Here is a 26916-nt window from a genome sequence, read left to right on the forward strand (position 1 = left end):
AGACCGAGAGAGGTTCGATAGGCACCGGAGTCCTCGTTGAGTCCGCAAGTCAGTGTCTTTTGGGAAATGGAAGGAGGATTATAGTGACCGAAAATATTCTTGTTCTGGACGTGGCCTCCGTCGAGGAGGCCAGAAGGAGCGCGGCCGAGACTTGGGAGCTCGATCTGGAGGATGTGACAGTAAAAGTCCTTGAGGAGGAGAAGAGCTTCTTTGGCCTTCTTGGCCGGAAACTCAGGGTCGAAGCCCGTCCTCTCGCCCCCCTTCAGCTCTTGAAGGGAAGAGGAGTTGTAGACAACCTGCTTGAGTTGATGAATCTGCACGTGACCTCCGAGATAGCGGAGGACGGCAGGATCAATCTCTCCGGCCCCGACGCCGGGATAGTAATTGGAAAGCACGGCGAGACCCTGAAGGCCACGGAGTACCTGCTGAACCTGATCGCAAGGGACGTCGGGGAAGGCCGCAGGATAGTGCTCGACAGCGATGGATACAGGGAGAGACGCGAGCAGAGCCTTCAGCGCCTGGCCCTCGCCGCGGCGCGCAAGTGCGCCGACAGGGGAAGGCCCGCCCACCTAGAGCCGATGACCAGCTGGGAGAGAAGGATAGTGCACCTCGCGCTCAAGGATAATCCCGATGTGGAGACAAGGTCCGTCGGAGAGCCTCCCTCGCGCAAAGTGGTGGTGTATCCGCTTCGCAGAGGTAACTTAAACGGGAGAGCCTACAGAAGGGGCTCCTGATGTACCCCGTCCTGTTCACCATCGGAGACACGCCGGTCCACAGCTACTACCTGCTGTGGACCTTGGCATTGATGATGGCCGTGCTGCTTGTTCGATCGAGGATGACTGGCATGTACGGATTAGTCGATGACGATGCCAGGGCGATAATCATATGGGGGTTCCTGGGAATGCTGCTGGGGGCTAGGATGGGAAGCGTCTACGACTCCTGGGCCATATACCGGGCCGACCTTTGGAGGATACTGAGGGTCTGGGAAGGGGGGCTCTCGGCCATTCCCGCCTTTTTGGGCGCGGCGGCTCTCTCCTTGGTCGCATCCCTGGCACGGGGCGTCTCTTTCTGGAAAGTGGTGGACGCCGCTGCGACGCCCGCGGCCCTGACTGTCGCAGTAGGTCGATGGGGGTGCTTCCTAAACGGCTGTTGCTGGGGAATTGTGACTACATCCCCTCTCGGAGTGCGTTTTATATCGGATTCCCCCGATGTACTGCGGCATCCGACCCAGCTTTACTACTCCTTCGGGGCCCTGGCTATCGCAGGTCTGCTCCAGTGGACGGAGCAGGCCCTCCTGGGGGACGGCGATGCCAGAAGGGTCAAGGGAGCGGTTCTCTGCCCCCTGTTCTCTGTTCTCTACTCGGTTATGCGCCTTTCGATAGACCCCTTCAGAAGTGATTATTACGGTGCCGGAATGCAACTGAACCGGTATATACTCTCGGTCACGGCAGTGGTGGGGGCAGCCTGGCTCGCTCATTCCCTGTTCGCAAAACGTGGCGGAGAGCGAGGTTTATAGAAAATGCGGATTCATCATTAGGTAAAAAAAACGATGTTTTTCCGCCCAAAAAGAATACAATAAAACCATCCAGATTCGGAGGTGGTTTACAGTGCAGTTAAAAAACAAAAATTTAGGGATCATAGGCGTCCCAGTAGCGCTGTTGCTCGTTTTGACGTTTCTGTTGCAGCTGACTTCACTCGCGACGCCCTCCTTCGCCCAGGATCCTTTCACGGACAACCCGGTGGCGAAGATCGCGAAGGAGCTCTCTCCGGCCGTCGTCAACATCGATGTCGAGGCGATGGTCACCCGCTCCATGAGCCCGTTCGGGGACGACCCGATCTTCCGGCAGTTCTTCGGGGAGGAGTTCCGCCGCTTCTCGAGGACCATCCCCATGAAGGGCAGGGGATCCGGGTTCATCGTGTCCAAGGACGGTCACATAATCACGAACAACCACGTCGTGGACGGTGCGGACAAGATCACCGCCACTTTCGCCGACGGCAGGACTTTCGAGGCCAAGGTGCTCGGCAAGGACCCGACCTTCGACCTGGCGGTGCTCAAGATCGAAGGCAACGACCTGCCCTTCCTCGAACTGGCTGACTCCGACAAGACCGAGGTGGGCGAGTGGGTGGTCGCCATCGGCAATCCCTTCGGGCTCGAGCACACGGTGACAGTCGGGGTCATCTCGGCGAAGAACCGCAGCATCCACGCGGGCAACGTCAACTTCGACGGTTTCCTCCAGACAGACGCGGCGATCAATCCGGGCAACAGCGGAGGCCCTCTGCTGAACCTCAGGGGAGAAGTGGTGGGGATCAACACTGCCATAGTACCCTATGCCCAGGGGATAGGTTTCGCGATCCCGGTCAACATGGCCAAGCAGGTGATGAACGACCTCATCGAGTTCGGCAAGGTCCGAAGAGGGTGGCTCGGTGTCACGATTCAGCCCCTGACCAGGGAGTTCGCCGAGGCGTATGGGGTTGACGGGGAGAACGGCGCTGTCGTCAGCGACGTGATGCCCGACTCGCCGGCGGAGAAGGCCGGGTTGCATAGGGGCGACGTCATACTGGAGGTGGACGGGGCAAGCGTCAAGAACCACCAGGAGTTCGTGATGAAGATCCGCCAGATGCTCGCCGGCACCAAGGTGAAGCTGACCGTGGTGCGCCAGAAGAAGACCATCGAGATAGACGCGACACTGGGCGATATGCCCGGCAGCGAGGTTCGCGCCGTCCCGGGGGAGGGAGGAGCCAAGGCGCTCAAGGGGCTTGGAATAGAGGTGAGCTCCGTCACCGACGAGGTGCGCAAGAAGAACGGCCTGAAGAAGGATGAGGGCGTGCTGATCTCCTCGGTCGAGGAGGGCTCGATGGCCCAGAGGGCGGGCATACGTGAGAACGACGTAATACTGGAGATGAACGGACTGAGGCTCTCCGGCCTCTCGGATCTAGACAGGGTGGATGACAAGAGCGGGTCGGCGGTGCTGTTGATCATGAGGGACTCGAGGACGTTCTTCGTCTCGATCAGGACCCGCAAGTAGTCTCCCCTTATTTTGGAAGGCAGATGAGCGGACGCCCCCGTCGCGAGCACGGGGGCGTTTGCTTATTTTCGCGGCAGGTGATAGTATTCGTCTCGACCCTTACTCGGATCTGCGCTCCGGACGCTCTTCTGAGTTTCGGGATTCTTTTCAAGAGGTGAAACAGTATGTTGCAGGGAGAGAAGAAACAGGGAATCATCGAGGAGTACCGGGTTCATTCAACCGATACCGGTTCCCCCGAGGTGCAGGTGGCGATGCTGACGCAGCGTATCCGCGAGTTGACGGAGCATCTCAAGATCCACACGAAGGACTTCCACTCGCGCAGAGGACTGCTGAAGATGGTCGGCAAGAGACGCAGACTGCTGCGATACCTGAAGGGCAAGGATTTCAACCGGTACAAGGTCCTTATCGAGAGGCTCGGTCTGCGCCACTAAAAATGCGATCCCGGGGAGCGAGGACGCGAAGTCCTCGCTCTTTTTTGGTCGATTGTGGTATTCTTACTCCGCATACGAGAAGAGATGAATACCGAGGAGGAAGAAAATTAATGGAGAAGACGTTTTCAGTCGAGATCGGAGGGCGGCCTCTGCAATTTTCCACGGGCAGAGTGGCCAGGCAGGCTAATGGAGCGGTGGTTGCCGCACATGGAGAGACCACGGTCCTGACCACGGCCTGCATCACCGACAAGCCGCGCACAGGGATCGACTTTTTCCCTCTGCTCGTCGATTTCGAGGAGAGATTTTACTCCGCCGGCAAGATACCCGGCGGTTTTATCAAGCGCGAGGGGCGCCCGTCGGAGACGGCGGTGCTGAGCTGCAGGATGGTGGACCGTTCCATCCGGTCGCTATTCGACGAGTCGATGCGTTACGACGTGCACGTGGTTTCGACCGTGCTCTCGGTCGACCAGGTCAACCCTCCCAACGTTCTGGCCATAAACGCGGCATCGGCAGCGCTCAGCATCTCCGACATCCCGTGGGGCGGGCCGGTAGGCGCGGTCAGGATAGGCCGGGTGGGCGACGATTTCGTGATCAACCCCACAGAGGAGCAGATGGAAGAGTCCACGCTCGACCTGCTGGTGACGGGACACCTGGATGGTGTGACTATGGTCGAGTGCGGATCCAGGGAGGTATCCGAGGAGCTGCTGGTCGACGCGCTGGAGCTGGCCCAGGGAGAGATAAAAAAGATTGTCGCCCTGTTCAACGAGATGCGCGACTCGGTCGGGCGCGAAAAACTGGTGTTCCCTGTGCCCCCCGTATTCTCGGATATCGACTCGTGGGCCGAGTCCAACCTGTCGGCCGATATACGAGCCGCGGTGACGATTCACGATAAGAAGCCGCGTGGAGACGCTATATCGGCGGTCAAGAACAGGCTGCTGGAGCGTTTCGAGGAGGAGTACCCCGACGCGGGCGACTATATTTCGGCGCTGGTGGACGAGATGGTCAAGAGCACCATGCGCTCGCTCATAGTCAACGAGGGAAAGAGGGCGGACGGTCGCAGCATGGACGAACTCAGGAAGGTGACCTCCGAGACGGGAGTGCTGCCGAGGGTGCACGGTTCGGCCCTGTTCACCAGGGGCGAGACCCAGGCTCTCGTCGTGACGACCCTTGGAATGATGGGAGTGGACGACCAGATCCTGGATGGTTTGAAGCAGGACGAGCCGGCCAAGAGGTTCATCCTCCACTATAACTTCCCCCCCTACTCGGTCGGGGAGGTACGCCCGATGAGGGGGCCCGGCAGGCGCGAGATCGGCCACGGCGCTCTGGCCGAGCGAGCGCTCCGACCGATGATACCGGACGAAGAGAGCTTCCCCTACGTCATGAGGGTCGTGTCGGACATACTGGAATCCAACGGCTCGAGTTCCCAGGCCTCGATCTGCGGTGCCAGCCTTGCCCTTATGGATGCCGGAGTCCCGACCAGCAAGCACGTGGCCGGGGTGGCCATGGGATTGATAAAAGAAGGAGACAGAGTGGCGATCCTCACTGATATCCAGGGGTTGGAGGATCACTTCGGCGACATGGACTTCAAGGTTGCCGGGACGCGCGAGGGTGTTACAGCCCTCCAGATGGACAACAAGGCGGGCGGGATAACCAGGGAGATACTGCAGCGTGCCCTCTCCCAGGCTCGCACTGCCAGGATGCTGATCCTGGACTCGATGGAGGCGGCGATACCGGCCCCGGCCGATCTCTCTCCCAACGCCCCCAGGATATTCATGACCACGATAGACCCGGAGAAGATACGAGATGTGATCGGCCCCGGCGGCAAGGTCATCCGCGGAATCACGCAGAAGACAGGTGTCAAGATAAACGTCGAGGACAGCGGCGAGATCTACATAGGCGGTCCGACGCAGGAGAAGGTCGACGAGGCCCTCTCGATCATTCGCGGACTCACCAAGGACCTGGAGGCGGGAGAGGTCTACTATGGTACGGTCACTCGCCTGATGGCGTTCGGCGCTTTCGTCGAGTGCCTCCCGGGCAAGGAGGGGCTTCTGCATGTCAGCGAGGTTAGCACTCGCCGCATACCCAAGGTCGATGACGTCTTCAAGGTCGGAGACCAGGTGCTCGTCATGGTTAAGGAGATAGACGACATGGGACGAGTCAACCTCACCAGGAGGCGCATACTGGAGAACGAACGCAGAATAGCCGCCGAGGGTCTCTCGGACGTGCTCCCGGCGGAGAGGGAGAGGGAGAAGGCGATAGAGGCTCTCGCGGAGGCGAGCAGGCAGAACCCCCATCCGGAGCGAGACAGGCCCGGCGGCGGGCGTGACAGAGGGGACAGGCGTTCGGGCGGAGGAGGGCCCAGGAGGCACTCCTCGGGGAGGTCTTAGACCCAGATGCCGGTCTCCGTACATATAACCCGAGACGGAAGAGCGAAGGGCTTTCCCCTTCCGGAGTACGCCACGGAGGGCGCCGCAGGCGTCGACCTTCGTTCAGTGGAGGACACTCTGCTGCTTCCGGGAGAGAGGATAAGCGTTGGGACGGGAGTCCGATTGGAGATCCCTATGGGATACGAGGGGCAGGTAAGGCCGAGGAGCGGCCTGGCCATCAGGCACGGGGTCACCGTGCTCAACGCCCCCGGGACCATCGACAGCGACTACAGGGGAGAGATTAGGGTCCTCTTGGTCAACCACGGCAAGGATCCCTTCAACATAGCCGCGGGTGACAGGATAGCGCAGCTCGTGATAGCGCCCGTCTCCAGGGTCGAATGGGTAGAAGCGGAATCGCTCGAGGCCACGGAACGAGGCGAGGGAGGTTTCGGCAGCACCGGGAACGGTTGACAGCCGTCATATTTGGCTGTATAAGAAACAGGCAAGAATGTTACCTGCGATGATGGGGAGAGTAGGGGAGTGGAGTCCGGACAGAGACGGGGGCACGAGGCTGAGAGGCCCCCTGCGGATGCCTCCCTGAAGACCGCCCTTGAGCGGGCGCCGAAATACCGTCAGGACAAGGCGCCGGGGTTTCGCCCCTTACAGCGGGTTCAAGAGCCGCGCGGCTTTTGCGCGGAAGTGGAGTGGGACCGCGACATGCCCGTGTCGTCTCCATAGCGGAGACGACACGGGCATTTTTCTTTCAATAATGAGGAGGTAGGGAGTATGGTGCGGTTTGTCGGAAACAACGGAAAGTCCGTGGACGTTCCCTCCGGGACGAAGGCGGGCGATGTGCTGGACTCGCTGGGAGTGAGGAAGGGGGCGGTGGCGGCCATCACCGGAGACGGTTACGTGGACCTGTTCCGCCCGCTGGAGGAGGGCGGCGAGATAGAGCCGGTGCTCGCTGACTCCGAGGAGGGGCTGGATATACTGAGGCACTCGGCCGCTCACCTGATGGCCCAGGCGGTGGAGCAGCTCTACCCAGGGACCAGGTACGGAGTCGGCCCCTCCATCAAGGACGGGTTCTACTACGACATGGAGATACCGGGTGGCATCACCGAGGAGGACCTGCCGAGGATAGAGCGCGAGATGCGGCGCCTGGCCAAGCGATCCATCCCCGTCGAGAGGCTCGTCATGAGCAAAGAGGAGGCCGTCGACTGGTTCAGAAAGAAGGACGACCCCTACAAGATGGAGATAATCTCCGACCTAGAGGAGGATACGGTGACCCTGTATGCCCAGGGCGACTACGCCGACCTCTGCCGGGGGCCCCACGTCCCGAACACCTCCTACGTCAAGCACTTCAAACTGCTCTCGGTGGCGGGGGCCTACTGGCGCGGAGATGAGAAGAACATAATGCTCACGAGGGTGTACGGCACGGCGTTCGCGGACGAGGCATCGCTTGCGGCTCATCTGCACAGGATGGAGGAGGCGAAGAACCGCGACCACCGCAAGCTCGGCAAGGAGCTCGATCTATTCAGCATACAGCCGGAGGGGCCAGGTTTCCCCTTCTTCCACCCCAAGGGAATGGTCGTTCTGAACAGCCTGCTCGACTTCTGGAGGAGGGAACACGTAAAGAGAGGCTACTGCGAGATACGCACCCCGCTGATACTCGAGAGGTCTCTGTGGATCCAGTCGGGGCACTGGGACCACTACAAGGACAACATGTACTTCACGGAGATCGACGAGCGTCCTTTCGCGATCAAGCCCATGAACTGCCCGGGAGGGATGCTGATCTACAAGAGCCAGATTCGCAGCTACCGCGACCTTCCCCTGCGGATGGCGGAACTTGGCGTGGTCCACAGGCACGAGAGGAGCGGGGTGTTGCACGGCCTGATGAGGGTCCGCTGCTTCACCCAGGATGACGCCCACCTCTACTGCGCTCCGGAGCAGGTGAAGGACGAGATAAAGGGCATAATGGATCTGTGCGACTTCATATACAGGGAGGTCTTCGGGTTCAAGTACTCGGTGGAGCTCTCCACCAGGCCTGAGAGCTGCATGGGCACGGAGGAGCAGTGGAATATCGCCGAGACCGCGCTCAAAGAGGCGTTGGAGGAGACGGGGACAGAGTACAGGCTCAACCCGGGCGACGGTGCCTTCTACGGGCCCAAGATAGACTTCCAGCTCGAGGACTGCATAGGCAGGACATGGCAGTGCGGGACCATCCAGCTGGACTTCCAGATGCCCGAGAAGTTCGATCTCAACTACATAGGCCCCGACGGCAGGGAGCACAGGCCGGTCATGCTGCACAGGACGGTGCTCGGCAGCTTGGAGCGCTTCTTCGGCATCCTGATAGAGAACTTCGCGGGCGCCTTCCCCTACTGGATATCGCCGGTCCAGGCACGCGTGCTGCCTGTGTCGGCTGAGTACACCGAGTATGCAGGCGAGGTGGCGGAAACGCTCAGGTCGTGGGGAGTGCGCACGGAGACCGACGAGCGAGACGAGAAGCTGGGCAAGAAGATCCGCGACGCCCAGACCCAAAAGATCCCGTACATGATCGTAATCGGTGAGAAGGAGAGGGAGTCCGGCTCGGTCGCCCCCAGGGAGAGGTCGAAGGGGGATCTGGGCTCGATGTCGCCGGAGCAGTTCAGGGAGGTCCTCAGGGGAGAGTTCGACCCTATGAGGTAGTAGCTGAAAAACCCGGTAAAGCCCTGCCGGACTCGTGTCAGGCCGACATAGCGGAGGAGTTGCTTCTTTTGCTCGAAAGCCCTACAATCCTTGAGAACTATTTCCAGTTCCCATCATGCGGGGAGGTAACTCAATGAGCATAGAATCCAAGTTCGCGTCCTACGAGGGGTTTACATTCGACGACGTCCTGCTCGAGCCGGCGTTCAGCGACGTGCTGCCCTCGGACGTCTCCATAAGGACAAGGCTGGCCGAGGCGATTCCGCTGAACATCCCTCTGTGCAGCTCCGCAATGGACACGGTGACGGAGGGGCGACTCGCCATAGCCATGGCCCGCGAGGGAGGCATAGGCATAATCCATCGCAATATGCCGATCGACAGGCAGGCCAGGGAGGTGGACATCGTCAAGCGCTCCGAGTCCGGGGTGATAGTGGACCCCTTCTTTCTGAATCCGGAGGACATGGTGAGGGAGGCAGTCTCCCTGATGGATCACTACCATATCTCCGGGGTACCGATAGTAGACGAAAGGAAGCGACTGGTTGGGATAATCACGAACAGGGACCTGAGGTTCATCCAGGACTTTGATCAGCCGATCAGCCGGGTGATGACGAAGGAGAACCTCGTGACGGCGGCCGAGGGCACGACGCTCGAGGGCGCAAAGTCCATCCTGATGAAGTACAAGATAGAGAAGCTCCCCATAGTGGACGGCGATGGCATACTCAAAGGACTTATAACCATAAAGGACATACAGAAGGTCAAGGACTTTCCCGATGCGGCGAAGGACTCCGGGGGACGCCTCCGGGTGGGTGCCGCGGTCGGGGTCGGCGCCGATCTCTTCGAACGGGCGGCGGCCCTTGTCGGGAGCGGTGTTGACGTGCTCGTCGCGGACACCGCCCACGGACATTCCAAGAAGGTTCTGGACTCGATCGGAACCCTCCGGTCCGAGTACCCGGACATGACCATCGTGGGTGGGAACATAGCCACCGCCGAGGCAGCGGACGCGCTCGTCGACGCGGGAGCGGACGCCGTCAAGGTGGGGGTCGGCCCGGGAAGCATATGCACCACTCGGATCATCGCAGGCATTGGAGTCCCCCAGCTGGGGGCGATCTACAACGTCGCCAAGGCCGCTCACGCCCGGGGAAAGGCTGTCATCGCCGACGGCGGCATTCGGTACTCCGGGGACATAGTCAAGGCACTGGCCGCCGGCGCCGACTCGGTGATGATAGGCTCGCTCTTCGCGGGCACCGAGGAGAGCCCGGGAGAGCCGGTCATCTACAGGGGCCGCTCCTACAAGAGCTACCGTGGAATGGGCTCGCTCGGGGCGATGAAGGACGGGTGCAGCCAGGACAGGTACTTCCAGGAGGGGGCGGCGGGAGACAAGCTGGTGCCGGAGGGGATAGAGGGGCTGGCCGCTCACAAGGGGCCGATATCGGGCGTCATTTTTCAACTGACGGGCGGGCTGCGCTCCGGGATGGGGTACGTCGGTGCCAGGGATATCCTGGAACTGCAGCGGAAGGCGCGCTTCGTAAAGGTGACCCCGGCATCGGTCAAGGAGAGCCATCCCCACGACGTCGTCGTCACGAAGGAGGCCCCCAACTACTGGTTAGAGTAAATTTATTCCGGACTCTGCTTGAGCATAGCCCAAGAGTCTGATATTATACCGAAATGATTTACGGCACTGGTTTTTCGTGCGCCGGAAGTCCAAAAAAAGAGGAAGGTGGATGAGGAATGAGAAAGAAGAGTATCGTTGTTCTTTGTGCGTTGTTGCTTGCATCCGCATTTGCGGGGGCCGCCTTTGCCTCCACACAGTTCATCACTATCGTGACCGGCTCCACGGGCGGCACCTACTACCCGATTGGGACCATCCTGGCCAATCACTTCAATGCGGAGCTGATGGACAAGGGATACAAGTTCTCGGCTCAGAGCTCCGGCGGCACGGTGGAGAACCTCGACATGATGCTGCGCGGAGAGGCAGAGATGGCCATCGCGATGGCCAATCTCACGGGCTTTGCCTACACGGGAACGGTGCAGTACGAGGGCAAGGAGAAGAATGAAAACCTTCGCTACATAATGGGGCTCTGGCCGGATGTGACCCAGTTCATAGTCAGCGGCGCCTCCGGGATAGAGAGCTGGGCCGACCTCAGGGGCAAGAAGATCGCGGTGGGACCAGCGGCCTCCGGCACGGAGTTCAGCAGCAGGGTGTTGCTCAAATCCCTTGCGGGGCTCGACTTTGACGATATAAAGCCCGAGTACGTCGGCTACAGCGAGGCCGCCCAGGCCCTCCAGAACGGTCAGCTCGACGGCTTCAACGCCGAGGCCGGCTTTCCCGTGGGGGCCGTCGCGGAGCTCTACGCCGGCCGCCAGAAGATCAACATGATGGAGTTCTCCTCCGAGGACCTGGAGAAGCTCAAGGTGGACGCCCCCTTCTACGCCGGAGTGGTCATCCCTGCGGGAATCTACCCCGGCCAGGACGAGGACCTTCGGGTGGCCGGGATCAAGTCCGCGCTGATAGTGAACGAGGACGTGCCGGAGGACCTGGTCTACGAGATGCTGAGGATCATCTACTCCAAGAAGGACGAGTTGCTCAACGAGCATGCGGGCTTCAAAATGGTGGACTTCGACAACCCAGTCGACGGACTCTTCGCCGCGCCCCTTCATCCAGGCGCTGTGAAGTTCTTCACCGAGATTGGGATGGCGATCCCCGAGGACCGTCTCCCCTAATTCACATAGCACATTACCGCAGCACAACGAGGGCGGCGTGGGGCATCCCCATGCCGCTCATTGTTCAGGAGGGTCTTATTAATGCTGATGAAAAGCTTTTTATCTCTTTTTACTCCGGGCGACTCCATACCCGCCAGGAAGCTTACGGGATCAACCGGCATGGCCGCCCTGGTTCTGACCGTGTCCACCTCATTGGTGCACTGCTGGATGAACAGCATAGGGCTTCTGATAGCTGTGAAGATGAACTCTATTCACCTCGGCACCCTCATGGCCATCGTCTTCCTGTTCTACCCCGCCACGCGGAACTCGCCGAGGGATCGTCCCTCCCTGCCCGACTGGATCCTTGTCCTCGCGTCGCTCGGGAGTATGGCCTGGCTTCTCCTCACCTACGACAGGCTCCTTTACGCCAACCTGCAGACAACCATTCCCGACCTCGCCGTAGCCGTGCTCACGATGGCGCTCCTAGTGGAGGCGAGCCGCAGATCTGTCGGTCTGCCCTTGACAATACTGAGCGTCCTTTTCCTGGCGTACACACGTATAGGCCCGATGCTGCCCGGCCTCTTCGCGCACCGGGGATTCAACTGGGAGCGCATCATAGTAAGAATGGCTCTGACGGACCAGGGGATCTATGGAGTAACCCTCATGGTTTCATCAAGCTACGTCTTCATGTTCATCCTCTTCGGGGCCTTTCTGTCCGCGTCGAGGACGAGCGACTTCTTCAATGACTTCTCCCTGGCCCTTGCGGGAAAGTACCGAGGAGGTCCGGCCAAGGTGGCTGTCGTTGCATCGGCGCTCATGGGAAGTATCTCGGGCAGCGCCCAGGCCAACGTTGCGACCACCGGGGCTTTCACAATACCCTTGATGAAGCGTGTCGGCTATCTCCCCTATTTTGCAGGCGCCGTCGAAGCCGCGGCGAGCACCGGCGGCATACTGATGCCCCCCATAATGGGCGCCGCCGCCTTCGTCATGAGCTCGTTCCTGGGGATTCCCTACGGCAAGATCATGCTCGCGGGCATCACCCCGGCACTCCTGTACTACGTAGCGATAATGTTCATGGTCGACCTGAGAGCCAAGAAACGAGGGCTGACAGGGCTGTCGGATTCAGAGATCCCTTCGCTGAAGGCCACCATGCTCGACAAGGGACACATGACAGTGCCGCTGGTGGTCATCATCTATTACCTGGTCGCAGGCTACACGCCCCTCTTCTCCGCCTTCTTGGGCCTGTTCGCAATAATCCTGGTCTCATCACTGAAAAAATCCACCCGCATGAGCATCAAGGACATGGTCCTAGCCCTTGACGAGGGCGCCAGGAGCGCCGCTCCGGTCGGCATCTCCTGCGCAATAGTCGGGTTTATCGTCGGGGCTGTGGGAATGACCGGGCTTGGGCAGGTGATCGCTATGAACATCGTTATGTTTGCAGGAGGCAAACTCTGGGCGGCGCTGATACTATGCATGATCGCAGCTCTGGTCCTGGGGATGGGACTGCCGGCCACTCCCTGCTACATAATCACCGCGACCATCGCGGCTCCCGCGCTGCAACAGATGGGAGTCCCCGCCCTTGCCGCTCACTTCTTCGCCTTCTACTACGGCTCCATGTCCGCGGTCGTTCCCCCCGTGGCCCTGACCAGCTACACGGCAGCGGGCCTTGCGGGGGCCAGACCGTTCAAAGTCGCGATAGCTGCGCTGGGGTTGGCCCTTTCAGGGCTGCTGCTCCCCTTCCTGTTCGTCTATAACCCGGACCTCCTGTTCGTAGATTTCGAACTTGCGAAGTACCTCGTGAACCTCTCCACGTCGATAACGGGCCTGTTCGCCCTGTCGTGCGGCCTCATAGGGATGTTAAGACGAGACATGCCAGTCTGGGAACGAGTGCTTTTTGTCGCATCGGGGATCATGATGGTGAATCCGTTGATGGTCCTCAGAATAGCCAGCTTTGTCTTCCTCGGCGTGCTGCTGGCGTTTCACTTTTTGTTTGGGAACGACGGAGGGCTTGAGGAGAGACCGGCGTGATTCAAGCGGAAAAACATTTGCGACATACTGCTTCTCATGATATAATTCTGCCGTCAATTGAATACGAGTAAGAAGAGGGGCCACCCTCTCACCTGGCGAAGTGCCCATTCGCATGGTTTGCAGAGAGAGTCGCGCTTATGCGGGCCGGTGGTTTGCCATCGGCCCCTGATTTTTTCATGGAGGTGAAAGGCTATAGTAGTAAGAAAGGGCGAAGGAGATCCCCGAGTCAACCGGGGAATTACAGCCAAGGAAGTCCTGATAATCGATGAGAACGGGGTTAAGCTTGGAGTCCTCCCGACATCGGAGGGCATCGCGATGGCCGAGGAGAAGATGCTCGACCTCGTCGAGGTGGCGCCTCAGGCCAATCCGCCTGTTTGCAGAATTCTCGATTACGGAAAGTATCGGTACCAGCTCCAAAAGAGGGAGAAGGACGCCCGGAAGAAACAGAAAGTACAGACCCTGAAAGAGATGAAGATGCGCCCCAAGATCGACGAGCACGACTACAACTTCAAGGTCAAGGCCATAAAAAACTTTCTTGAGGACGGGCACAGGGTGAAGGTATCCGTATTCTTCCGAGGCAGGGAGATGGCCTTCCTCAACAAGGGTGAGGAGGTCCTCTCGAGGGTTGTTCAGGACTGCAGCGGCCTGGGTAGGAGCGAGGGAAGACCCCGCATGGAGGGGCGCTACATGAGGATCATGATGACTCCTCTGCCACAGGCCCAGTTGAAGCAGGCTGAAAAATCGAGCGCGAAGGACGGCTCCCGAAAGGCCTCCGACAACTCGAGGCAGGCCAAGAACGAGACCTTGCCGGTAATGGTGCCGAGCCAGGCGTCTTCCGAGTAGCCCGGGCCAATAAATTAATTTGCGATGACGTCAAGCTCGCCGATCGCGTTTTTTGCGGCGGGCTTTTATCTTGATACAACACTCGAGGAAGGAGGATTCAGAAGATGGCTAAACATAAGACCCATTCGGGGGCGAAAAAGAGGTTTTCCTACACTGGGACCGGCAAACTTTCCTACAGAAGAGTGGGGAGAGGGCACAATCTCACGGTCAAGGGAACTGCGCGCAAGCGCAAGCTGCGCAAGACCGGCTATGTGGACGACGCGGATTGCAAGAGGCTTAAGAAGCTTCTGCCTTTTGGCTAAGACGAGTTCTATTTTACGAAAGAGGTGACATGCGATGCCCCGAGTCAAAGGCGGTAGCGCAAGCGATAGAAAAAGAAAGAAACTTTTCGCTGTAACAAAGGGTTTTTGGGGACGCAAGAAGAACGTCTACAGAAGAGCCAGAGAGGCCTATCTTCACTCCCTCTCCAGGGCGTACATAGATAGAAGGCGCAGAAAGAGAGATTTTCGCAGGCTGTGGATCACCAGGATTAACGCGGCCTCCAGATCCTGCGGGTTGTCATACAGCTCTTTCATGAACGGGCTGAAAAAGGCCGGAATCGTCATAAACCGGAAGATGCTATCCGATCTTGCGGTCAACGATATGGCGGCCTTCACCCAGCTGACCGTCAGAGCGAAGGAGGCCCTGGGCAAGTAATCCGGGGCCGACCATACCAGTTCGGAAGCGTCGCGGCCCCTGCGCCTTATAAGGCGAGGGGCCTTTTTTCATGGCGGGCGCGATGATGAAAAATATGGAGCGCACCTGCCCGTGATGATATAATCCACGGTAAACAATTGAATCGTCCTTTAGGATGGGAGGAGACGGCGCATGACGCCCATTAGTGCAAAACTCGACACAATCGAGCAGGAATTCATGGAACAACTATCGGAGGCGGACTCCTCGGAGGCGATTCAGCGGGTCAAGGTCGCCTTTCTCGGAAAGAAGGGGACCGTCACCTCCTTCCTGAAAACCCTGGGCTCTCTGCCTCCAGATGAGCGTCCCGCGGCCGGACAGGCGGTGAACACCCTTCGCGACCGCATGGACGAGATGATCGAGAGGAAGAGGGCGTTGCTGGAGGGGGAGGAGGCGGATGCCGCCGAAAGGGCGTCCTTCGTCGACGTGACCCTTCCGCCGAGGGGCAGGGGTGCCGGAGGAATACATCCGGTCGAACAGATGACCCACGACGTGGTAGAGATCCTTGCCGGCCTCGGCTTCTCCGTGGCCCTCGGGCCGGAGATAGAGGAGGACTTCTACAACTTCGAGGCGCTGAACATCCCCCCGTCCCATCCGGCCAGGGATATGCAGGACACTTTCTACTTCCCCGACGGCAGGCTTCTTAGGACTCATACCTCTCCCGTCCAGGTGAGGTCCATGCTACGACACGGCGCCCCTATCAGGATAGTTTGCCCCGGAAAAGTCTATCGCCGCGACAGCGACCCGACCCACTCCCCCATGTTCAACCAGCTCGAAGGGCTGCTGATAGACAGGGACATATCGGTGGCGGACATGAAGGGATGCTTGGAGACCCTCATGGCCGCCATCTTCTCCCGTCCGTTGAAGGCCCGGTACAGGGCCAGCTACTTCCCCTTCACCGAGCCCTCCCTGGAGCTCGACATAGAGTGCGTCGAGTGCTCGGGCAGCAACCCGTCCTGCAGGATCTGCAGGGGTAGCGGATGGCTCGAGGTGGCCGGAATGGGAATGGTCCATCCAACCGTCGTGCGATACGGAGGGATAGACCCGACGGTCTACAACGGGTTCGCATGGGGTATCGGGCTCGACCGCATCGCCATGCTCAAGTACGGTCTTACAGACCTGCGTGTCCTTTTCGAAGGAGACGTGCCATATCTTCTCTCGGGGAGGAGCTTCTGATGCTTATATCCTGGAACCTTCTGAACGAAATACTTGCGATCCCCGCCTCCCTGGAGGAGGTCGCCGAGCGCCTGACACTCACGGGCTGCGAGGTAGAGTCCATAGACTACCCGTGCGCCCGGCTAGAGGGGGTCCTCTCCGCCGTCATCGAGAAGCTGGAGAGGCATCCTGCGAGGGAGAACCTGTATGTCGCGACCGTGGAGGACGGTGCGGGGAGCGCTCTGGTTGCAACGGCCGCGCCCAACCTGTCGGAGGGGGACGTGGTCCCGTGGGGTCGACCGGGCGCCGTCCTCGCCGACGGTTCAGTTCTCGGCACAAGGGACTTCGACGGGGTGGAGAGCCAAGGCATGCTCCTGTCCGCCTCGGAGCTGGGCGTCCCGGAGGTCGCGGACGAATTCGGCATTCTGAGGCTCCCCGCGGACACATCGCCCGGGGAGGATGTGAAGGCCCTCATGGGACTGGACGACGCCGTGCTGGACCTGTCGGTGACGCCCAACCGGGGCGACCTGCTGAGCATGCTCGGGGTGGCCAGGGAGGTCTTCGCCCTCTTTCCCGGTGCTGAGTGGAAGGACAACCCGCTGGACATCAAGATCGACGGCGGAAAGGAGTGGCCCGGGGAACTGGAGTTCAGGGGGATCTCCCTGGAGGACGAAGGGTGCTCTCTATACTGCATGGGGTTGATAACCGGCCTTGAGCAGGGCGCGTCGCCTCTGAAGATCAGGGTCCTTCTGACCCTTCTCGGCATGAGGCCGATATCCGCCATGGTGGACGCCACCAACTTCGCGATGCTGATGTTGGGACAGCCGACTCACGCCTTCGACGCCGCCTACCTGCCGGCCAGGGAGATCACAGTGCGCCGCGCACGGGAGGGTGAGGGTGTTACGACCCTGGACGGAAAGGATCATGACCTCAAGACGGAGGACATGCTGATAACCAGCGGGGGACAGGCCGTTGCAATAGCCGGGGTGATGGGCGGGGAGAACAGCGAGATACTGGAGACCACGAAGGACGTCTTCCTCGAGGCGGCGAACTTCGACCCGATACGGGTCAGCAGGACCTCCCGCAGGCTGGGGATACCCTCCGAGGCGGCATACCGTTTCTCGCGGACGGTTGATCACCGGCTGACGAAGGCCTCGTTGCACTATATTTTCTCCCTTCTCGAGGAGTGGAGCGCGGGTGGCACAGGCTACGCCGTTAAGTACGCCTCCAACGTGCGCGACGAGGAGAGGACGGTCGTCCTCACACGTGAAAAACTGAAGAGATACCTTCTTACCGAGGACATGGAGGAGGCGTCCGCCATTCTCGCTAGGCTCGGCCTGGAGGAGGTCTCCTCCGCGTCGGACGAGAGGGCCTACTCCGTGCCCTCTTGGCGTCCCGACATCTCCATAGAGGAGGATCTGATCGAGGAGGTCGGGAGGATAAGGGGGTACAACGAAGCCCTTCCCTCGACCCTTCCCGGTGCACTGCACGAGCACGGCGATATAGGGGGCACGACCCGTACCAAGGGGGACGTGCGTGCGACTCTGATGGCGAGGGGCTATGTGGAGCTGATGAACTACAGCTTCGTGTCCCCCTCGTTTGTTAAGCTGCTTCGCCTGCCCTCCGACGACCGCCGGGCCAGGCCTCTCTCCCTCTCCAATCCCCTGAGCGTTGAGCAGTCTAGGATGAGGACCATGCTCCTGCCCGGGCTGCTTCGCAGCGTGAAGCGCAGCGTCGCCTCTGGGTGGAGGTATCCCGTGCGAGCCTTCGAGATCGGCAGTGTCTTCCTGCCGCTCGAGCAGGGCGGACACGAGGAGGTCGAGAGGATCTGCGGCCTTTCATACGGAGGAAGGGATCCTCGTCTGCCGTACGGCCCGTCGGACGCGGACGACCTGTTCACTCTGAAGGCCGACATAGAGGCCCTTGCGCGGAAAAGCTGCGTATCGGTAGAGTATGAGCAGGGAGAGGAATGCTTCGGGCACAGGGGACAGACAGGCCTTCTGTCCTGGGAGGGCAGGCGGATCGGCTATCTCCTGCGCTTAAAGCCCTCGATAGAGAAGGAGCTCGACTGCTCCCCTCTCTACGCCTTCGAGATAGACCTCGAGCCCTTCGAGTCGGCGCGACTTCCCTCTTTCAGGGAACCCTCTCCCTTCCCGCCGGTCTTCAGGGATATCTCCCTCTTCGTTCCGGTCTCCGAGTCGCACGAGAGGGTGCTTGAGCTGATAAGAGGCGAGGGAGGGAGTCTGCTTGGAGATGTGCGCCTGTTCGACGTCTACACGGGCAAGGGGGTGCCCGACGGTTTCAGGGGGCTTGCCTTCTCCCTGGCCTACAGGAGCGAGGACAGGACCCTTACCGATGAAGAGGTGGACAGGGTGAACGAGCTGGTGCGAAAGAAAATGGCCGATATCGGCTATATCCTCAGATAAAGGAACCCGGATATGACTAATATAAACAAGTTGGACGAGCTTGTGGACAAACTGTGTTCGACCGCCCTCTCGCTTCGCGAGGAGAGGGATCGACTCCGCCAGGAGGTCGAGGAGCTTCGGGGAAAGTTCGCCGAGAAGGATCTCGAGATGATCCGGGCGGGAAAGGAGAGCCGGAGGGCCGTGGAGGTGCTGGAACGAGAGAAGATGGCCCTTCGAAAGGAAAAAGAGCAGATTGAAGGTCAGCTCAAGGCGATACACGAGCGCATCTCCGTCCTGATGCCCGATTTGGTCGACGGCGTTCGCGGGACAGGAGGCGAAAGGAGCGCTGGAAGGTGACGTCGTCTTCGCGCGATGTGACGATCAAGGTTGGAAAAAACTCCTACAGCATTAAAACCACTCTCGACGACGACAGCCTGGGCAGGATTTCGTCGCTTCTGGCCGATGCGGCAGAGAGAACGGATAGCTCGCAGGACCAGGAGAAGGTGTTGCTGATCCTCTGTCTTCAGCTCGCCTGGGCACTTGAAAAGACACTCTCCAAACTAGAAGCGATCAGCGAGGAGCTTGAGAAGGAATGAACGTGGCGTCCGTTTTCGATATCGTGGTGTTGCTAGTCGTGATAACCCTCGTGATAAGAGGGGTGGCCCGGGGGCTTTCAGGGGAGGTCTTCTCCCTGCTCGGGACGGTGGGAGGGATAATCCTCGCGTGGAAGTACTCCGACGCTCTGGCCGATATACTGGCGGGATACTGGCCGCAGGCGGGGGGCGCCATACTCTCCGTCTCGTCGATGGCGGCCATCTATATCACCTCGGTCGTCTCGGCCGCTCTCATGTGCAAGGCGGTCCGGGCATTCCTCAAGTTCACCTCCCTTGCCTTCGTGGACAGGGTGCTCGGCGCCCTCGCCGGCCTGCTTAAAGGGGTGGCGCTCGTCCTGTTCCTCTATGTCGCCTTGTCCACCTATTCACCCATACTTCCGTCGGAATGGATGGAGAAGAGCGTGGTCATGATGAGTGCGCACGCAGCATGGCCAGCGATCCAGAACAGGCTGAGGGAGTGGAACGTCTTCCCAGAGGACTTCTCACTGCCCGAGCTCGATCTTCCCTCCCTCTTCGGCGCGGGTAAAGAAGAGGGGGCGTAGTTCGGCTCGATGGAGCTCTCCGAGGGCATCCGGCGAATACTCGAGATCCCGAAGGTCGTGGGAGTCTTCGCAGCCTGTGTGCGCGGCGATCTCGGCAAATCGGCCCTTGAAAGATTAAAACCTCAATCATCCCTTCGGGGTCTGTTGGACAGACTGGAGCTGTTCGACTCCTTCATGGAGTTCCAGGACAGGGGCGGCGAGTGGCCGTGGAACCCCAAGGTAGCCCTGGTCGGCGAACTGCTCGAGGGCGCGAAACGCTCGGGCATGCTCTCCGGCCCCGAGCTCGTCTCCGTCCGTTCTCTCCTCTCTCTGGCCGGCGCCACGAGGGAGGCCCTGGGGAAGAATCGTGAGGACTTCCCCTCCTTCGAGGCCCCGTACCGCAGGATCCGGGACTTCTCCTCGGAGGTTCGTGCCCTCGGTGTTTTGGACGACAACGGGGAGCTCTTCGATACAGCGTCGCCCGAGCTGGCAGCTATACGCAGGGACGTGGAGCACCTTCGTACGCGCCTGCGCAGAGCAGCCCAGTCCCTCCTGGAGACCTCCTCCATTTCGCAAATGCTCCAGGACAGGGTCGTGGCCTACAGAAACGGCCGGTTTTCGTTCCTGGTGCGACAGGAGTGCGTCAATCGTTTTCCGGGCACAGTGGTCGACAGGTCTGGCTCGGGCAGCTCCGTCTACATGGAGCCGACCGAGCTGGCACCATTGGACAACGCTCTGGCCGTGCGTCTTCGCGACCAGGAGGACGAGGAGAGGAAAATTCTTCGAAATCTCACTGAGGCGGTTCTGTCGCGCGAGCGGCCCATCGCGGACGCGCAGGATATCCTCTGTGACCTTGATCTTCTGTACGGCGCCTCCGAGGTAATAGCAAAGCACGGGTGGAAGCTTCCCCGGATCGAGGAGAGACCGCTCTTCTCCCTTCACGAGGCGAGGCATCCTCTTCTCGGAGAGAGCGCCGTTCCCGTCAGCGTCAGGTGCGGCGAGGGCTTCAGAAGCCTCGTCATAACAGGGCCGAACACCGGAGGAAAGACCGTGGTCCTCAAAACGGTCGGAGTGTGCGTGTTCCTCGCCTGGTGCGGACTGCCGATTCCGGTCGAGGACGGCTCCAGGGTGGGGAACATAGGCGCTCTGTTCGTCGATATCGGAGATGAACAGAGCATGGAACAGAACCTGTCCACCTTCAGCGCCCACCTGAAGAATATCATCTCCATCCTCGACAGGGCCGATCGCACCTCCCTGGTCCTTCTGGACGAGTTGGGGGCGGGAACGGACCCGCAGGAAGGCGCTGCCCTCGGAGTCGCCCTGCTGGAGACCCTGACGAGGGAGAAGGGGCTTACCCTGGCCACCACCCACCACAACCCGATAAAACAGTATGCTCTGACGGCACCCGGAGTGGAGACAGCCAGCATGGAGTTCGACTCGGACACTCTCTCTCCTACCTACAAGCTGCTCATGGGGGTGCCGGGAAAGAGCAACGCCCTGCTCATAGCAAGCCGCTACGGCATGCCGGAGGCAGTCCTGGAAAAGGCGCGCAAAGCCCTGAGCGAGCGGGAGACCCCGGTTGAGGAGCTCATCGGAGAGTTAAACGAGAGGAAGGCTTGGCTTGACAGGCAGGAGAGGGAGATGCGAACTCTCAGGGTCGATCTTGAGAGGGAGAAGAAAAAATACAGGCACGCTATACGCGAGACCGAGGCCGAGAGGGACAAGATGATCTCGGAGGCGGAAAAAAAGGCCGACGAGATACTTGCCAGGGCGGAGGAGTCGAGCAGGGAGCTGATAAGAAAGCTCGACGAGGCCTCCAGATCCGGGGCGCATCGAGCGACAGCCGACACCTCCGAGAGGATTCGCAAAGAACGCAAAGCCATCGAGGACAGGCAAGAAAAGAGGCTCCTGAAAGGACGCGACCACTCCGGGGATCAGCCGTTGAAGGTCGGATCGGCCGCGCAGATCGCCGGGACCGACTATGTCGGAATCATAGAAAAACTTCACGGGGGAAAGGCCATCCTGCGGGTCGGTGCGATCAAGATGGATGTAGACGCAAGAAAGCTGATGAGGACCGAGAAAATGCCGAAAGGGCCCCCTCTCCCGAGGGAGCACGTCTCCCGTGCACCCAGAGCTGTCGGCTCGTCGATACTCGTCAGGGGCATGAACGTCCAGGAGGCTCTTCCCCTGGTCGAGCGGTACCTGGACCAGGCCATGAGGTGCGGCTACTCAAGCGTCCTGGTGATCCACGGACGCGGGGAGGGGATACTCAGGCGGGAGATACACGCCCTGTGCGCCTCTTTGAAATATGTCGACTCCTATCGCCTTGGGGAGATGGGAGAGGGAGGGCACGGAGTGACAGTAGTGTCCTTCAGGAGGTAGGCTTGTCGACCGGCCTTGCTTGGTTTCCTTGCGAGATGACAGCAGATACCGGGGGGAATGACGATGATAGTACTGAAAGAGGCGGAGAGCCGTGCGCCGAAGGAGGACCTTGTACTGGAGGGCCTGGTCGCGGAGATACTTGAAAGCATCCGGATCGGCGGGGACGAAGCCCTGCTCGACTGCTCCGAGCGGTTTGACCGGGTCCGGCCTCTATCCCTGCGCGTGACCCGCGAGGAGGTAGAATCCGCCTACGACTCGGTACCCCCGGACGTGGTTGCCACCATAGAGTTTGCCGCGGACCGCATCAGGGACTTCGCGGTCCGTCAGAGGGGGAGCCTCGGCGACCTCGAATACGAGATATCGCCGGGAGTGACGCTTGGACACAGGCTCATCCCCGTCGCGTCGTGCGGCTGCTACGTGCCCGCCGGGCGATATCCCCTTCCTTCATCTGCACTTATGTCCGTGATCCCGGCGCGCGTCGCGGGGGTCGGGCGGATAGCCGCCTGCTCTCCCCCTCGCGGGGAGAGCGGCATCCACCCCGCCGTACTGGTGGCGATGGATATAGCCGGAGTGGATGAGATCTACTGCATGGGAGGGGCCCAGGCTATCGCGGCGTTCGCGTACGGGACGGAGACAGTGAAGAAGGTGGACTTCATCACCGGCCCAGGGAACAGGTACGTCACGGAGGCGAAGATGCAGGTGTACGGCGTCGTCGGCATAGACATGCCTGCGGGGCCGAGTGAGGTCGCGATACTGGCCGACGCTTCGGCCAACCCGGATTGGGTTGCCGCGGACGCCCTGGCCTGCTGCGAGCACGACCCGGACTCCTGGTCGGTTATAGTGACCACCGACAGGAGGCTGGGCGAGGAAGTGTTGAAGAGAGTGGAAAAACAGCACCCCTCCCTCCCGACCGGGGAGCAGGCTTACAGGGCTTGGAAGGAGAACGGAAAGGTGATCTTGGCGGAATCGCTCGACGAGGCGGTGCGTATAGTGGACGAACTGGCGCCGGAGCACGTCCAGGTCATGACGGAGGGCGCGAAGGAGGCGGCGGCCAAACTTTCGAATTATGGCTCCCTCTTCGTGGGGGGCCACGCCCCGGTGGTGTTTGGAGACTATGCGTCCGGCCCCAATCACATCCTGCCCACGGTCGGGTCGTCGCGCTTTGCCAACGGAGTTTACGTGGGGACCTTCCTGAGGACCTGTTCATTCCAGAGAGTGTCGGCCGAGGGTGCGAAGGTCCTGGCCGGCCCCTGCTCCGTTCTCGCCGGCCTGGAGGGGCTGTTCGCCCATAAGCGCTCGTCGGAGCTGCGACAGGGTATAGAAAGCTGATATTTTTTTCAGGGTGTCGCACACGACGGATTATCGGCTATAATGGCTTCTATTCAGCCAAAAAGCATCCTTAGCAGGCTGAGAATTTTTTATGGATGGAGGGATTGTAGTGAGAGTAAGAAAGAGAGTAGCGAGCAGAGTTTGCTTGGTCCTTATGCTGTCCCTTTTCCTCGTCTCCGGGCAGGCCACGGGAGGAGAGAGACTGGACAGGATCTTGGACACCGAGGTACTATTGGTGGGAACGCCCGGAGATTATCGCCCCTTCTCGATGTATGACGCAGATGACTGCAAGTATGAGGGTCATGACATCGATTTGGCGGAGCTCCTAGCGCGGGAACTCGGTGTCAAGGTCGAGTTCGTTCCTACAACTTGGACCGACCTTATGCAGGACTATTTGGACGGGAAGTTCGATATTGCCGTTGGAGGCATAACGAGAAGCCTCGCCAGGATGTTGAAGGGAGATTTTCTCCCCCCCTACGCGCCAAACGGCAAGGTGGCGATCATCCACAAGAAGAACAAGGGCAGGTTCACCTCGCTTGAGGCCATGGATGTCCCGGAGACCACAGTCATCGTCAACCCGGGCGGGACCAACGAGAAGTACGTCAACGAGAACTTCAAGAGGGCCAAGGTCGTGACGCACGAGAACAACGCGGAGATACCCGGAATGATCGCCGAGGAGAAGGGGGATGTGATGATCTCGGAGGTATACGAGGCCGTAGTCTACTCCAGGAAGGACGACAGAATCTACGGAGCGTTCACAGACAAGCCTTTGACCAAGATAAGCTTCATGGGGTTTTTCATCCAACAGGACGACCCGGAGTTCCTCAAGATAATGAACTACCTGTGGAACGATGCTAAGTTGCGAGGTGACCTGGACGTTCTAGAAGAAAGGTGGCTTAAATAGCCATTGTGTATTCCGCTTTAAAAGTGCTATAATGTCGTGCGCTTAGCGACGGCAAGAGCGGTTGCCTGCGGGGAATCCAGTCCCGTGCGGCGGAGACCTTCGAATCCTGTCAGGCCCGGAAGGGAGCAGCAGTAAGGAGAAATCTCCGGGCGCCACGGGGAGGCTGGGTTTCCCGCAGGCAACCGCCTTTTACCCGTCGTCCTCCGGTAAATCCGGATTTGAAGGCGATAGCTCGATCAGCGCCTCGATGAGCTTCTCCAGGTTCTCGAACTCCGGCGACTTTATCTCGCTGACGCATTTTTGAAGGTAATTCTTCAGTATCTCTATGCACGCTTTCTGCATGGCCTTTCTCGCGGCCGAAAGCTGCAGAAGTATGTCGTAGCAATTCTTCTCCTCGATTATCATGCGCTGTATTCCGCGCAGCTGCCCCTCAACGCGGCGAAGGCGATTAAGCAGGGCCTTCTTCTCCTTGGGCAGGTTGTCGAGTTTCTCTATAAGCGAGTTGTTCGTCATTCCCGGCACTCTCCTCGATTAATAATATTCCTACAGGGTATATCTTACTTCGCGAAAGGTTGAAGGTCAATCGGTTTTTATGCTATAATTTCGTGTCCTCAATACGCACACGGGCTGATGGCGCGGGCGGTGTCGACTCTGTTGATCCCCGCTTCAGGCGATGTCCGTGGAGGGAAAACCATTTTACATCAGGAGGGGTTATTTTGGCAGTTGTCAGCATGAAGCAGCTCTTGGAGTGCGGGGTTCACTTCGGTCACCAGACGAGGCGGTGGAACCCGAAGATGAAGCCGTACATATTCACCGAACGGAACGGCGTCTACATAATCGACCTTCAGAAGACAGTCCGCGGCCTTGAAAAGGCCTACAACTTCGTAAGAGAGATAGCACAAAACAACGGGACCCTACTGTTCGTCGGCACAAAGCGCCAGGCGCAGGACACGATCAGGGATGAGGCCGAAAGAGCGGGACAGTTTTACATCAACCAGCGCTGGCTTGGAGGGCTGCTGACGAACTTTGCGACCATCAGGAAGCGCGTGATTCACATGACCGAACTGCGCAGGATGGAGGACGACGATGACTGGGGCGACCTCCCGAAGAAAGAGATAATCCTTCTTCGCAAGCAGCTTGCCAAGCTCGAGAAGAACCTCAAGGGGATCAAGAACATGAAGACCGTTCCGGACGCTGTCTTCCTTATCGACCCCAGGAGAGAGGAGAATGCCGTCCTCGAGGTCAGGAAGCTAGGCATTCCAGTCATCGCGATAGTTGACACGAACTGCGACCCAGAGATGATCGATTTTCCGATACCCGGAAACGACGATGCGATCCGAGCCATCAAGCTGATCTCGAGCCTAATAGCCGACGCCTTCATCGAGGGCAAGCAGGGCGAGGACTCCGTCGCGGAGATAGAGGCGGAGGCCCCGGAGGACGAAGAGCCCGAGGGCATCATCGAAAAAAAGGAGCGTCTGCACAAAGTCTATGATGACGATGACGACGCCGCCGAAGAGGCCTAGAGTTTCTTTGTAAACCTGTAAAGAGTTGTTAATATAGAGGAGGCAGTGAATATGGAGATCAGCGCGGGCACTGTAAAGGAGCTCCGTGACAGAACCGGCGCGGGGATGATGGACTGCAAGAACGCCCTTGTCGAGAATGCGGGAGACGTCGAAAAAGCCATCGACTATCTGAGGGAGAAGGGCCTGGCCAAGGCCGCCAAGAAGTCCTCGCGAACCGCATCCGACGGCAGGATTTTCTCCTACATCCACACTAACGGCAAGCTGGGTGCCTTGATTGAGCTCAACTGCGAGACCGACTTCGTCGCCAAGACCGACGAGTTCCAGAGCCTGGGCCACGAGCTGTGCATGCAAGTCGCCGCGGCCGCGCCGCAGTTCCTGGTCCCGGAGGACGTCACATCCGATGTGCTTGACAGGGAGCGCGAGATATACAGGCAGCAGGCGCTTGAAGAGGGTAAGCCGGCCAAGATTGTGGACAGGATAGCCGACGGAAAGATAAACAAGTTCTACGAGAACAACTGCCTGATGGAGCAGGCCTGGATCCGCGACTGCGATAAGAAGATCAAGGACGTAGTCGTCGAGGTGATCGCGAAGCTCGGCGAGAACATCGTGGTCAGGCGTTTTTCCCGTTTCTCGATCGGAGAGTAGCTTGTTGTGATAAAGAAGGCGGGGCTTCAAGCCTCGCCTTTTTCATGGGCAAAAACCGGCAAGGAGGAAGGGCATTTTGAAATACAGGCGAATTCTATTGAAGCTCTCCGGAGAGGTGCTGGCGGGCGACCGAGCTTTCGGATTCGACTTCGACGCAGTTCGAAGGATAGGTGCGGAGATAGTCGAGGTCGCACTGGCAGGGGTGCAGGTCGCAATGGTCGTCGGCGGCGGGAACATGCTGAGGGGAAGGGAGCTCGAGGCCTTGGGCGTCGAGCGCTCCCAGGCGGACTATATGGGCATGTTGGCCACCGTGATGAACGCCCTGTGCCTCCAGGACGTCCTGGAAAAGTACGGAATTCCCACGAGGGTTCAGACCGCGATAGAGATGCGCCAGATGGCCGAACCTTACATACGCCGAAGGGCCCTGCGACACCTCGAGAAGGACAGGATCGTCATCTTCGCGGCGGGCACCGGGTCTCCCTATTTTTCAACTGATACGGCGGCCGCTCTTCGTGCTGCGGAGATGGAGGCCGACTGTCTGTTGAAAGCTACGAAGGTAGATGGTATATATAGTGCGGACCCAAACAAGCATCCCGAGGCCGTCCTGCTGCACAGGCTCACGTACATGGA

Annotated in this window: 25 protein-coding genes, 1 other RNA gene and 1 other annotated feature; of the genes, 25 read left to right on the forward strand and 1 reads right to left on the reverse strand. The window is 59.6% G+C overall.

What is annotated here, in order from left to right:
* Window positions 1–80: 80 nt before the first annotated feature.
* The 22 genes from GX181_00600 (at window position 81) to ffs (ending at window position 24290) form a co-directional block, all read left to right on the forward strand.
* The gene (locus tag GX181_00600) at window positions 81–734 is read left to right on the forward strand and encodes a KH domain-containing protein (protein NLM70443.1); all 654 of its coding nucleotides are present in this window, start codon (window positions 81–83) and stop codon (window positions 732–734) included.
* Window positions 734–1516 (forward strand): prolipoprotein diacylglyceryl transferase, encoded by a 783-nt coding sequence (locus GX181_00605; protein ID NLM70444.1) that lies wholly within the window; start codon window positions 734–736, stop codon window positions 1514–1516. Before GX181_00600 ends, GX181_00605 begins: the two co-directional genes overlap by 1 nt.
* Before the next feature lie 91 nt (window positions 1517–1607).
* Window positions 1608–3026 (forward strand): Do family serine endopeptidase, encoded by a 1419-nt coding sequence (locus tag GX181_00610; protein NLM70445.1) that lies wholly within the window; start codon window positions 1608–1610, stop codon window positions 3024–3026.
* Between the two features lie 164 nt (window positions 3027–3190).
* On the forward strand, window positions 3191–3457 hold the full coding sequence (gene rpsO, locus GX181_00615) for a 30S ribosomal protein S15 (GenBank protein ID NLM70446.1): 267 nt from the start codon (window positions 3191–3193) through the stop codon (window positions 3455–3457).
* A gap of 110 nt (window positions 3458–3567) precedes the next feature.
* Window positions 3568–5844, forward strand: a complete 2277-nt coding sequence (locus GX181_00620; GenBank protein ID NLM70447.1) for a polyribonucleotide nucleotidyltransferase — start codon at window positions 3568–3570, stop codon at window positions 5842–5844.
* Window positions 5845–5850: 6 nt separating this feature from the next.
* Window positions 5851–6294 carry a dUTP diphosphatase gene (gene dut / locus GX181_00625; GenBank protein ID NLM70448.1) on the forward strand — a complete coding sequence of 148 codons (444 nt, stop codon included), beginning with the start codon at window positions 5851–5853 and terminating at the stop codon, window positions 6292–6294.
* Between the two features lie 40 nt (window positions 6295–6334).
* Window positions 6335–6560: a binding site (T-box leader), on the forward strand.
* 49 nt (window positions 6561–6609) lie between these two features.
* Window positions 6610–8508 (forward strand): threonine--tRNA ligase, encoded by a 1899-nt coding sequence (gene thrS, locus GX181_00630; protein ID NLM70449.1) that lies wholly within the window; start codon window positions 6610–6612, stop codon window positions 8506–8508.
* 133 nt (window positions 8509–8641) lie between these two features.
* On the forward strand, window positions 8642–10117 hold the full coding sequence (gene guaB, locus GX181_00635; GenBank protein NLM70450.1) for an IMP dehydrogenase: 1476 nt from the start codon (window positions 8642–8644) through the stop codon (window positions 10115–10117).
* A 116-nt stretch (window positions 10118–10233) separates the two neighbouring features.
* Entirely contained in the window at window positions 10234–11226 is a 993-nt protein-coding gene (locus GX181_00640) for a TAXI family TRAP transporter solute-binding subunit (protein NLM70451.1), read from the forward strand.
* A gap of 87 nt (window positions 11227–11313) precedes the next feature.
* Window positions 11314–13233 carry a TRAP transporter permease gene (locus GX181_00645; protein NLM70452.1) on the forward strand — a complete coding sequence of 640 codons (1920 nt, stop codon included), beginning with the start codon at window positions 11314–11316 and terminating at the stop codon, window positions 13231–13233.
* A 192-nt stretch (window positions 13234–13425) separates the two neighbouring features.
* Window positions 13426–14076 (forward strand): translation initiation factor IF-3, encoded by a 651-nt coding sequence (locus GX181_00650; GenBank protein NLM70453.1) that lies wholly within the window; start codon window positions 13426–13428, stop codon window positions 14074–14076.
* Between the two features lie 104 nt (window positions 14077–14180).
* Window positions 14181–14378 (forward strand): 50S ribosomal protein L35, encoded by a 198-nt coding sequence (gene rpmI / locus GX181_00655; GenBank protein NLM70454.1) that lies wholly within the window; start codon window positions 14181–14183, stop codon window positions 14376–14378.
* 34 nt (window positions 14379–14412) lie between these two features.
* Complete coding sequence (gene rplT, locus GX181_00660) at window positions 14413–14772, forward strand: 50S ribosomal protein L20 (GenBank protein ID NLM70455.1); 360 nt, start codon at window positions 14413–14415, stop codon at window positions 14770–14772.
* 171 nt (window positions 14773–14943) lie between these two features.
* The gene (gene pheS / locus GX181_00665) at window positions 14944–15984 is read left to right on the forward strand and encodes a phenylalanine--tRNA ligase subunit alpha (GenBank protein ID NLM70456.1); all 1041 of its coding nucleotides are present in this window, start codon (window positions 14944–14946) and stop codon (window positions 15982–15984) included.
* Window positions 15984–18389, forward strand: coding sequence for a phenylalanine--tRNA ligase subunit beta (locus tag GX181_00670; GenBank protein ID NLM70457.1), 2406 nt, complete (start codon window positions 15984–15986; stop codon window positions 18387–18389). The genes pheS and GX181_00670 overlap by 1 nt, the downstream gene beginning before the upstream one ends.
* A 12-nt stretch (window positions 18390–18401) precedes the next feature.
* The gene (locus GX181_00675) at window positions 18402–18725 is read left to right on the forward strand and encodes a hypothetical protein (GenBank protein NLM70458.1); all 324 of its coding nucleotides are present in this window, start codon (window positions 18402–18404) and stop codon (window positions 18723–18725) included.
* On the forward strand, window positions 18722–18964 hold the full coding sequence (locus GX181_00680; protein NLM70459.1) for a hypothetical protein: 243 nt from the start codon (window positions 18722–18724) through the stop codon (window positions 18962–18964). Before GX181_00675 ends, GX181_00680 begins: the two co-directional genes overlap by 4 nt.
* Window positions 18961–19524: a CvpA family protein gene (locus tag GX181_00685; protein NLM70460.1), complete on the forward strand. Its 564-nt coding sequence runs from the start codon at window positions 18961–18963 to the stop codon at window positions 19522–19524. The genes GX181_00680 and GX181_00685 overlap by 4 nt, the downstream gene beginning before the upstream one ends.
* Before the next feature lie 9 nt (window positions 19525–19533).
* The gene (locus tag GX181_00690) at window positions 19534–21885 is read left to right on the forward strand and encodes an endonuclease MutS2 (protein NLM70461.1); all 2352 of its coding nucleotides are present in this window, start codon (window positions 19534–19536) and stop codon (window positions 21883–21885) included.
* 63 nt (window positions 21886–21948) lie between these two features.
* Complete coding sequence (gene hisD / locus GX181_00695; protein ID NLM70462.1) at window positions 21949–23214, forward strand: histidinol dehydrogenase; 1266 nt, start codon at window positions 21949–21951, stop codon at window positions 23212–23214.
* A 109-nt stretch (window positions 23215–23323) separates the two neighbouring features.
* Entirely contained in the window at window positions 23324–24118 is a 795-nt protein-coding gene (locus tag GX181_00700; protein ID NLM70463.1) for a transporter substrate-binding domain-containing protein, read from the forward strand.
* Between the two features lie 73 nt (window positions 24119–24191).
* Window positions 24192–24290, forward strand: an RNA gene (gene ffs / locus GX181_00705) — signal recognition particle sRNA small type.
* A gap of 17 nt (window positions 24291–24307) precedes the next feature.
* Here the strand turns inward: ffs and GX181_00710 are convergent.
* On the reverse strand, window positions 24308–24631 hold the full coding sequence (locus GX181_00710; protein NLM70464.1) for a metal-sensitive transcriptional regulator: 324 nt from the start codon (window positions 24629–24631) through the stop codon (window positions 24308–24310).
* 203 nt (window positions 24632–24834) lie between these two features.
* On the opposite strand from GX181_00710, the gene rpsB reads away from it, so the two are divergent.
* From rpsB to GX181_00725, 3 genes are all read left to right on the forward strand, one after another.
* Window positions 24835–25641, forward strand: coding sequence for a 30S ribosomal protein S2 (gene rpsB, locus GX181_00715; GenBank protein ID NLM70465.1), 807 nt, complete (start codon window positions 24835–24837; stop codon window positions 25639–25641).
* A 51-nt stretch (window positions 25642–25692) separates the two neighbouring features.
* Window positions 25693–26286, forward strand: coding sequence for a translation elongation factor Ts (gene tsf, locus GX181_00720; protein NLM70466.1), 594 nt, complete (start codon window positions 25693–25695; stop codon window positions 26284–26286).
* A gap of 73 nt (window positions 26287–26359) precedes the next feature.
* On the forward strand, window positions 26360–26916 hold a 557-nt coding region (locus GX181_00725; protein ID NLM70467.1), incomplete at its 3' end, for a UMP kinase.

This window comes from Synergistaceae bacterium, from assembly GCA_012521675.1.
GTDB lineage: Bacteria > Synergistota > Synergistia > Synergistales > Aminobacteriaceae > JAAYLU01.

Excerpts from the sequence above, each read along its gene's own strand:
- GX181_00605 (NLM70444.1), top strand. The coding sequence starts at position 734 with ATGTACCCCGTCCTGTTCACCATCGGAGACACGCCGGTCCACAGCTAC.
- rpsO (NLM70446.1), top strand. The coding sequence starts at position 3,191 with ATGTTGCAGGGAGAGAAGAAACAGGGAATCATCGAGGAGTACCGGGTT.
- GX181_00620 (NLM70447.1), top strand. The coding sequence starts at position 3,568 with ATGGAGAAGACGTTTTCAGTCGAGATCGGAGGGCGGCCTCTGCAATTT.
- dut (NLM70448.1), top strand. The coding sequence starts at position 5,851 with ATGCCGGTCTCCGTACATATAACCCGAGACGGAAGAGCGAAGGGCTTT.
- thrS (NLM70449.1), top strand. The coding sequence starts at position 6,610 with ATGGTGCGGTTTGTCGGAAACAACGGAAAGTCCGTGGACGTTCCCTCC.
- guaB (NLM70450.1), top strand. The coding sequence starts at position 8,642 with ATGAGCATAGAATCCAAGTTCGCGTCCTACGAGGGGTTTACATTCGAC.
- GX181_00640 (NLM70451.1), top strand. The coding sequence starts at position 10,234 with ATGAGAAAGAAGAGTATCGTTGTTCTTTGTGCGTTGTTGCTTGCATCC.
- GX181_00645 (NLM70452.1), top strand. The coding sequence starts at position 11,314 with ATGAAAAGCTTTTTATCTCTTTTTACTCCGGGCGACTCCATACCCGCC.
- rpmI (NLM70454.1), top strand. The coding sequence starts at position 14,181 with ATGGCTAAACATAAGACCCATTCGGGGGCGAAAAAGAGGTTTTCCTAC.
- rplT (NLM70455.1), top strand. The coding sequence starts at position 14,413 with ATGCCCCGAGTCAAAGGCGGTAGCGCAAGCGATAGAAAAAGAAAGAAA.
- pheS (NLM70456.1), top strand. The coding sequence starts at position 14,944 with ATGACGCCCATTAGTGCAAAACTCGACACAATCGAGCAGGAATTCATG.
- GX181_00670 (NLM70457.1), top strand. The coding sequence starts at position 15,984 with ATGCTTATATCCTGGAACCTTCTGAACGAAATACTTGCGATCCCCGCC.
- GX181_00675 (NLM70458.1), top strand. The coding sequence starts at position 18,402 with ATGACTAATATAAACAAGTTGGACGAGCTTGTGGACAAACTGTGTTCG.
- GX181_00685 (NLM70460.1), top strand. The coding sequence starts at position 18,961 with ATGAACGTGGCGTCCGTTTTCGATATCGTGGTGTTGCTAGTCGTGATA.
- GX181_00690 (NLM70461.1), top strand. The coding sequence starts at position 19,534 with ATGGAGCTCTCCGAGGGCATCCGGCGAATACTCGAGATCCCGAAGGTC.
- hisD (NLM70462.1), top strand. The coding sequence starts at position 21,949 with ATGATAGTACTGAAAGAGGCGGAGAGCCGTGCGCCGAAGGAGGACCTT.
- GX181_00710 (NLM70464.1), bottom strand. The coding sequence starts at position 24,631 with ATGACGAACAACTCGCTTATAGAGAAACTCGACAACCTGCCCAAGGAG.
- tsf (NLM70466.1), top strand. The coding sequence starts at position 25,693 with ATGGAGATCAGCGCGGGCACTGTAAAGGAGCTCCGTGACAGAACCGGC.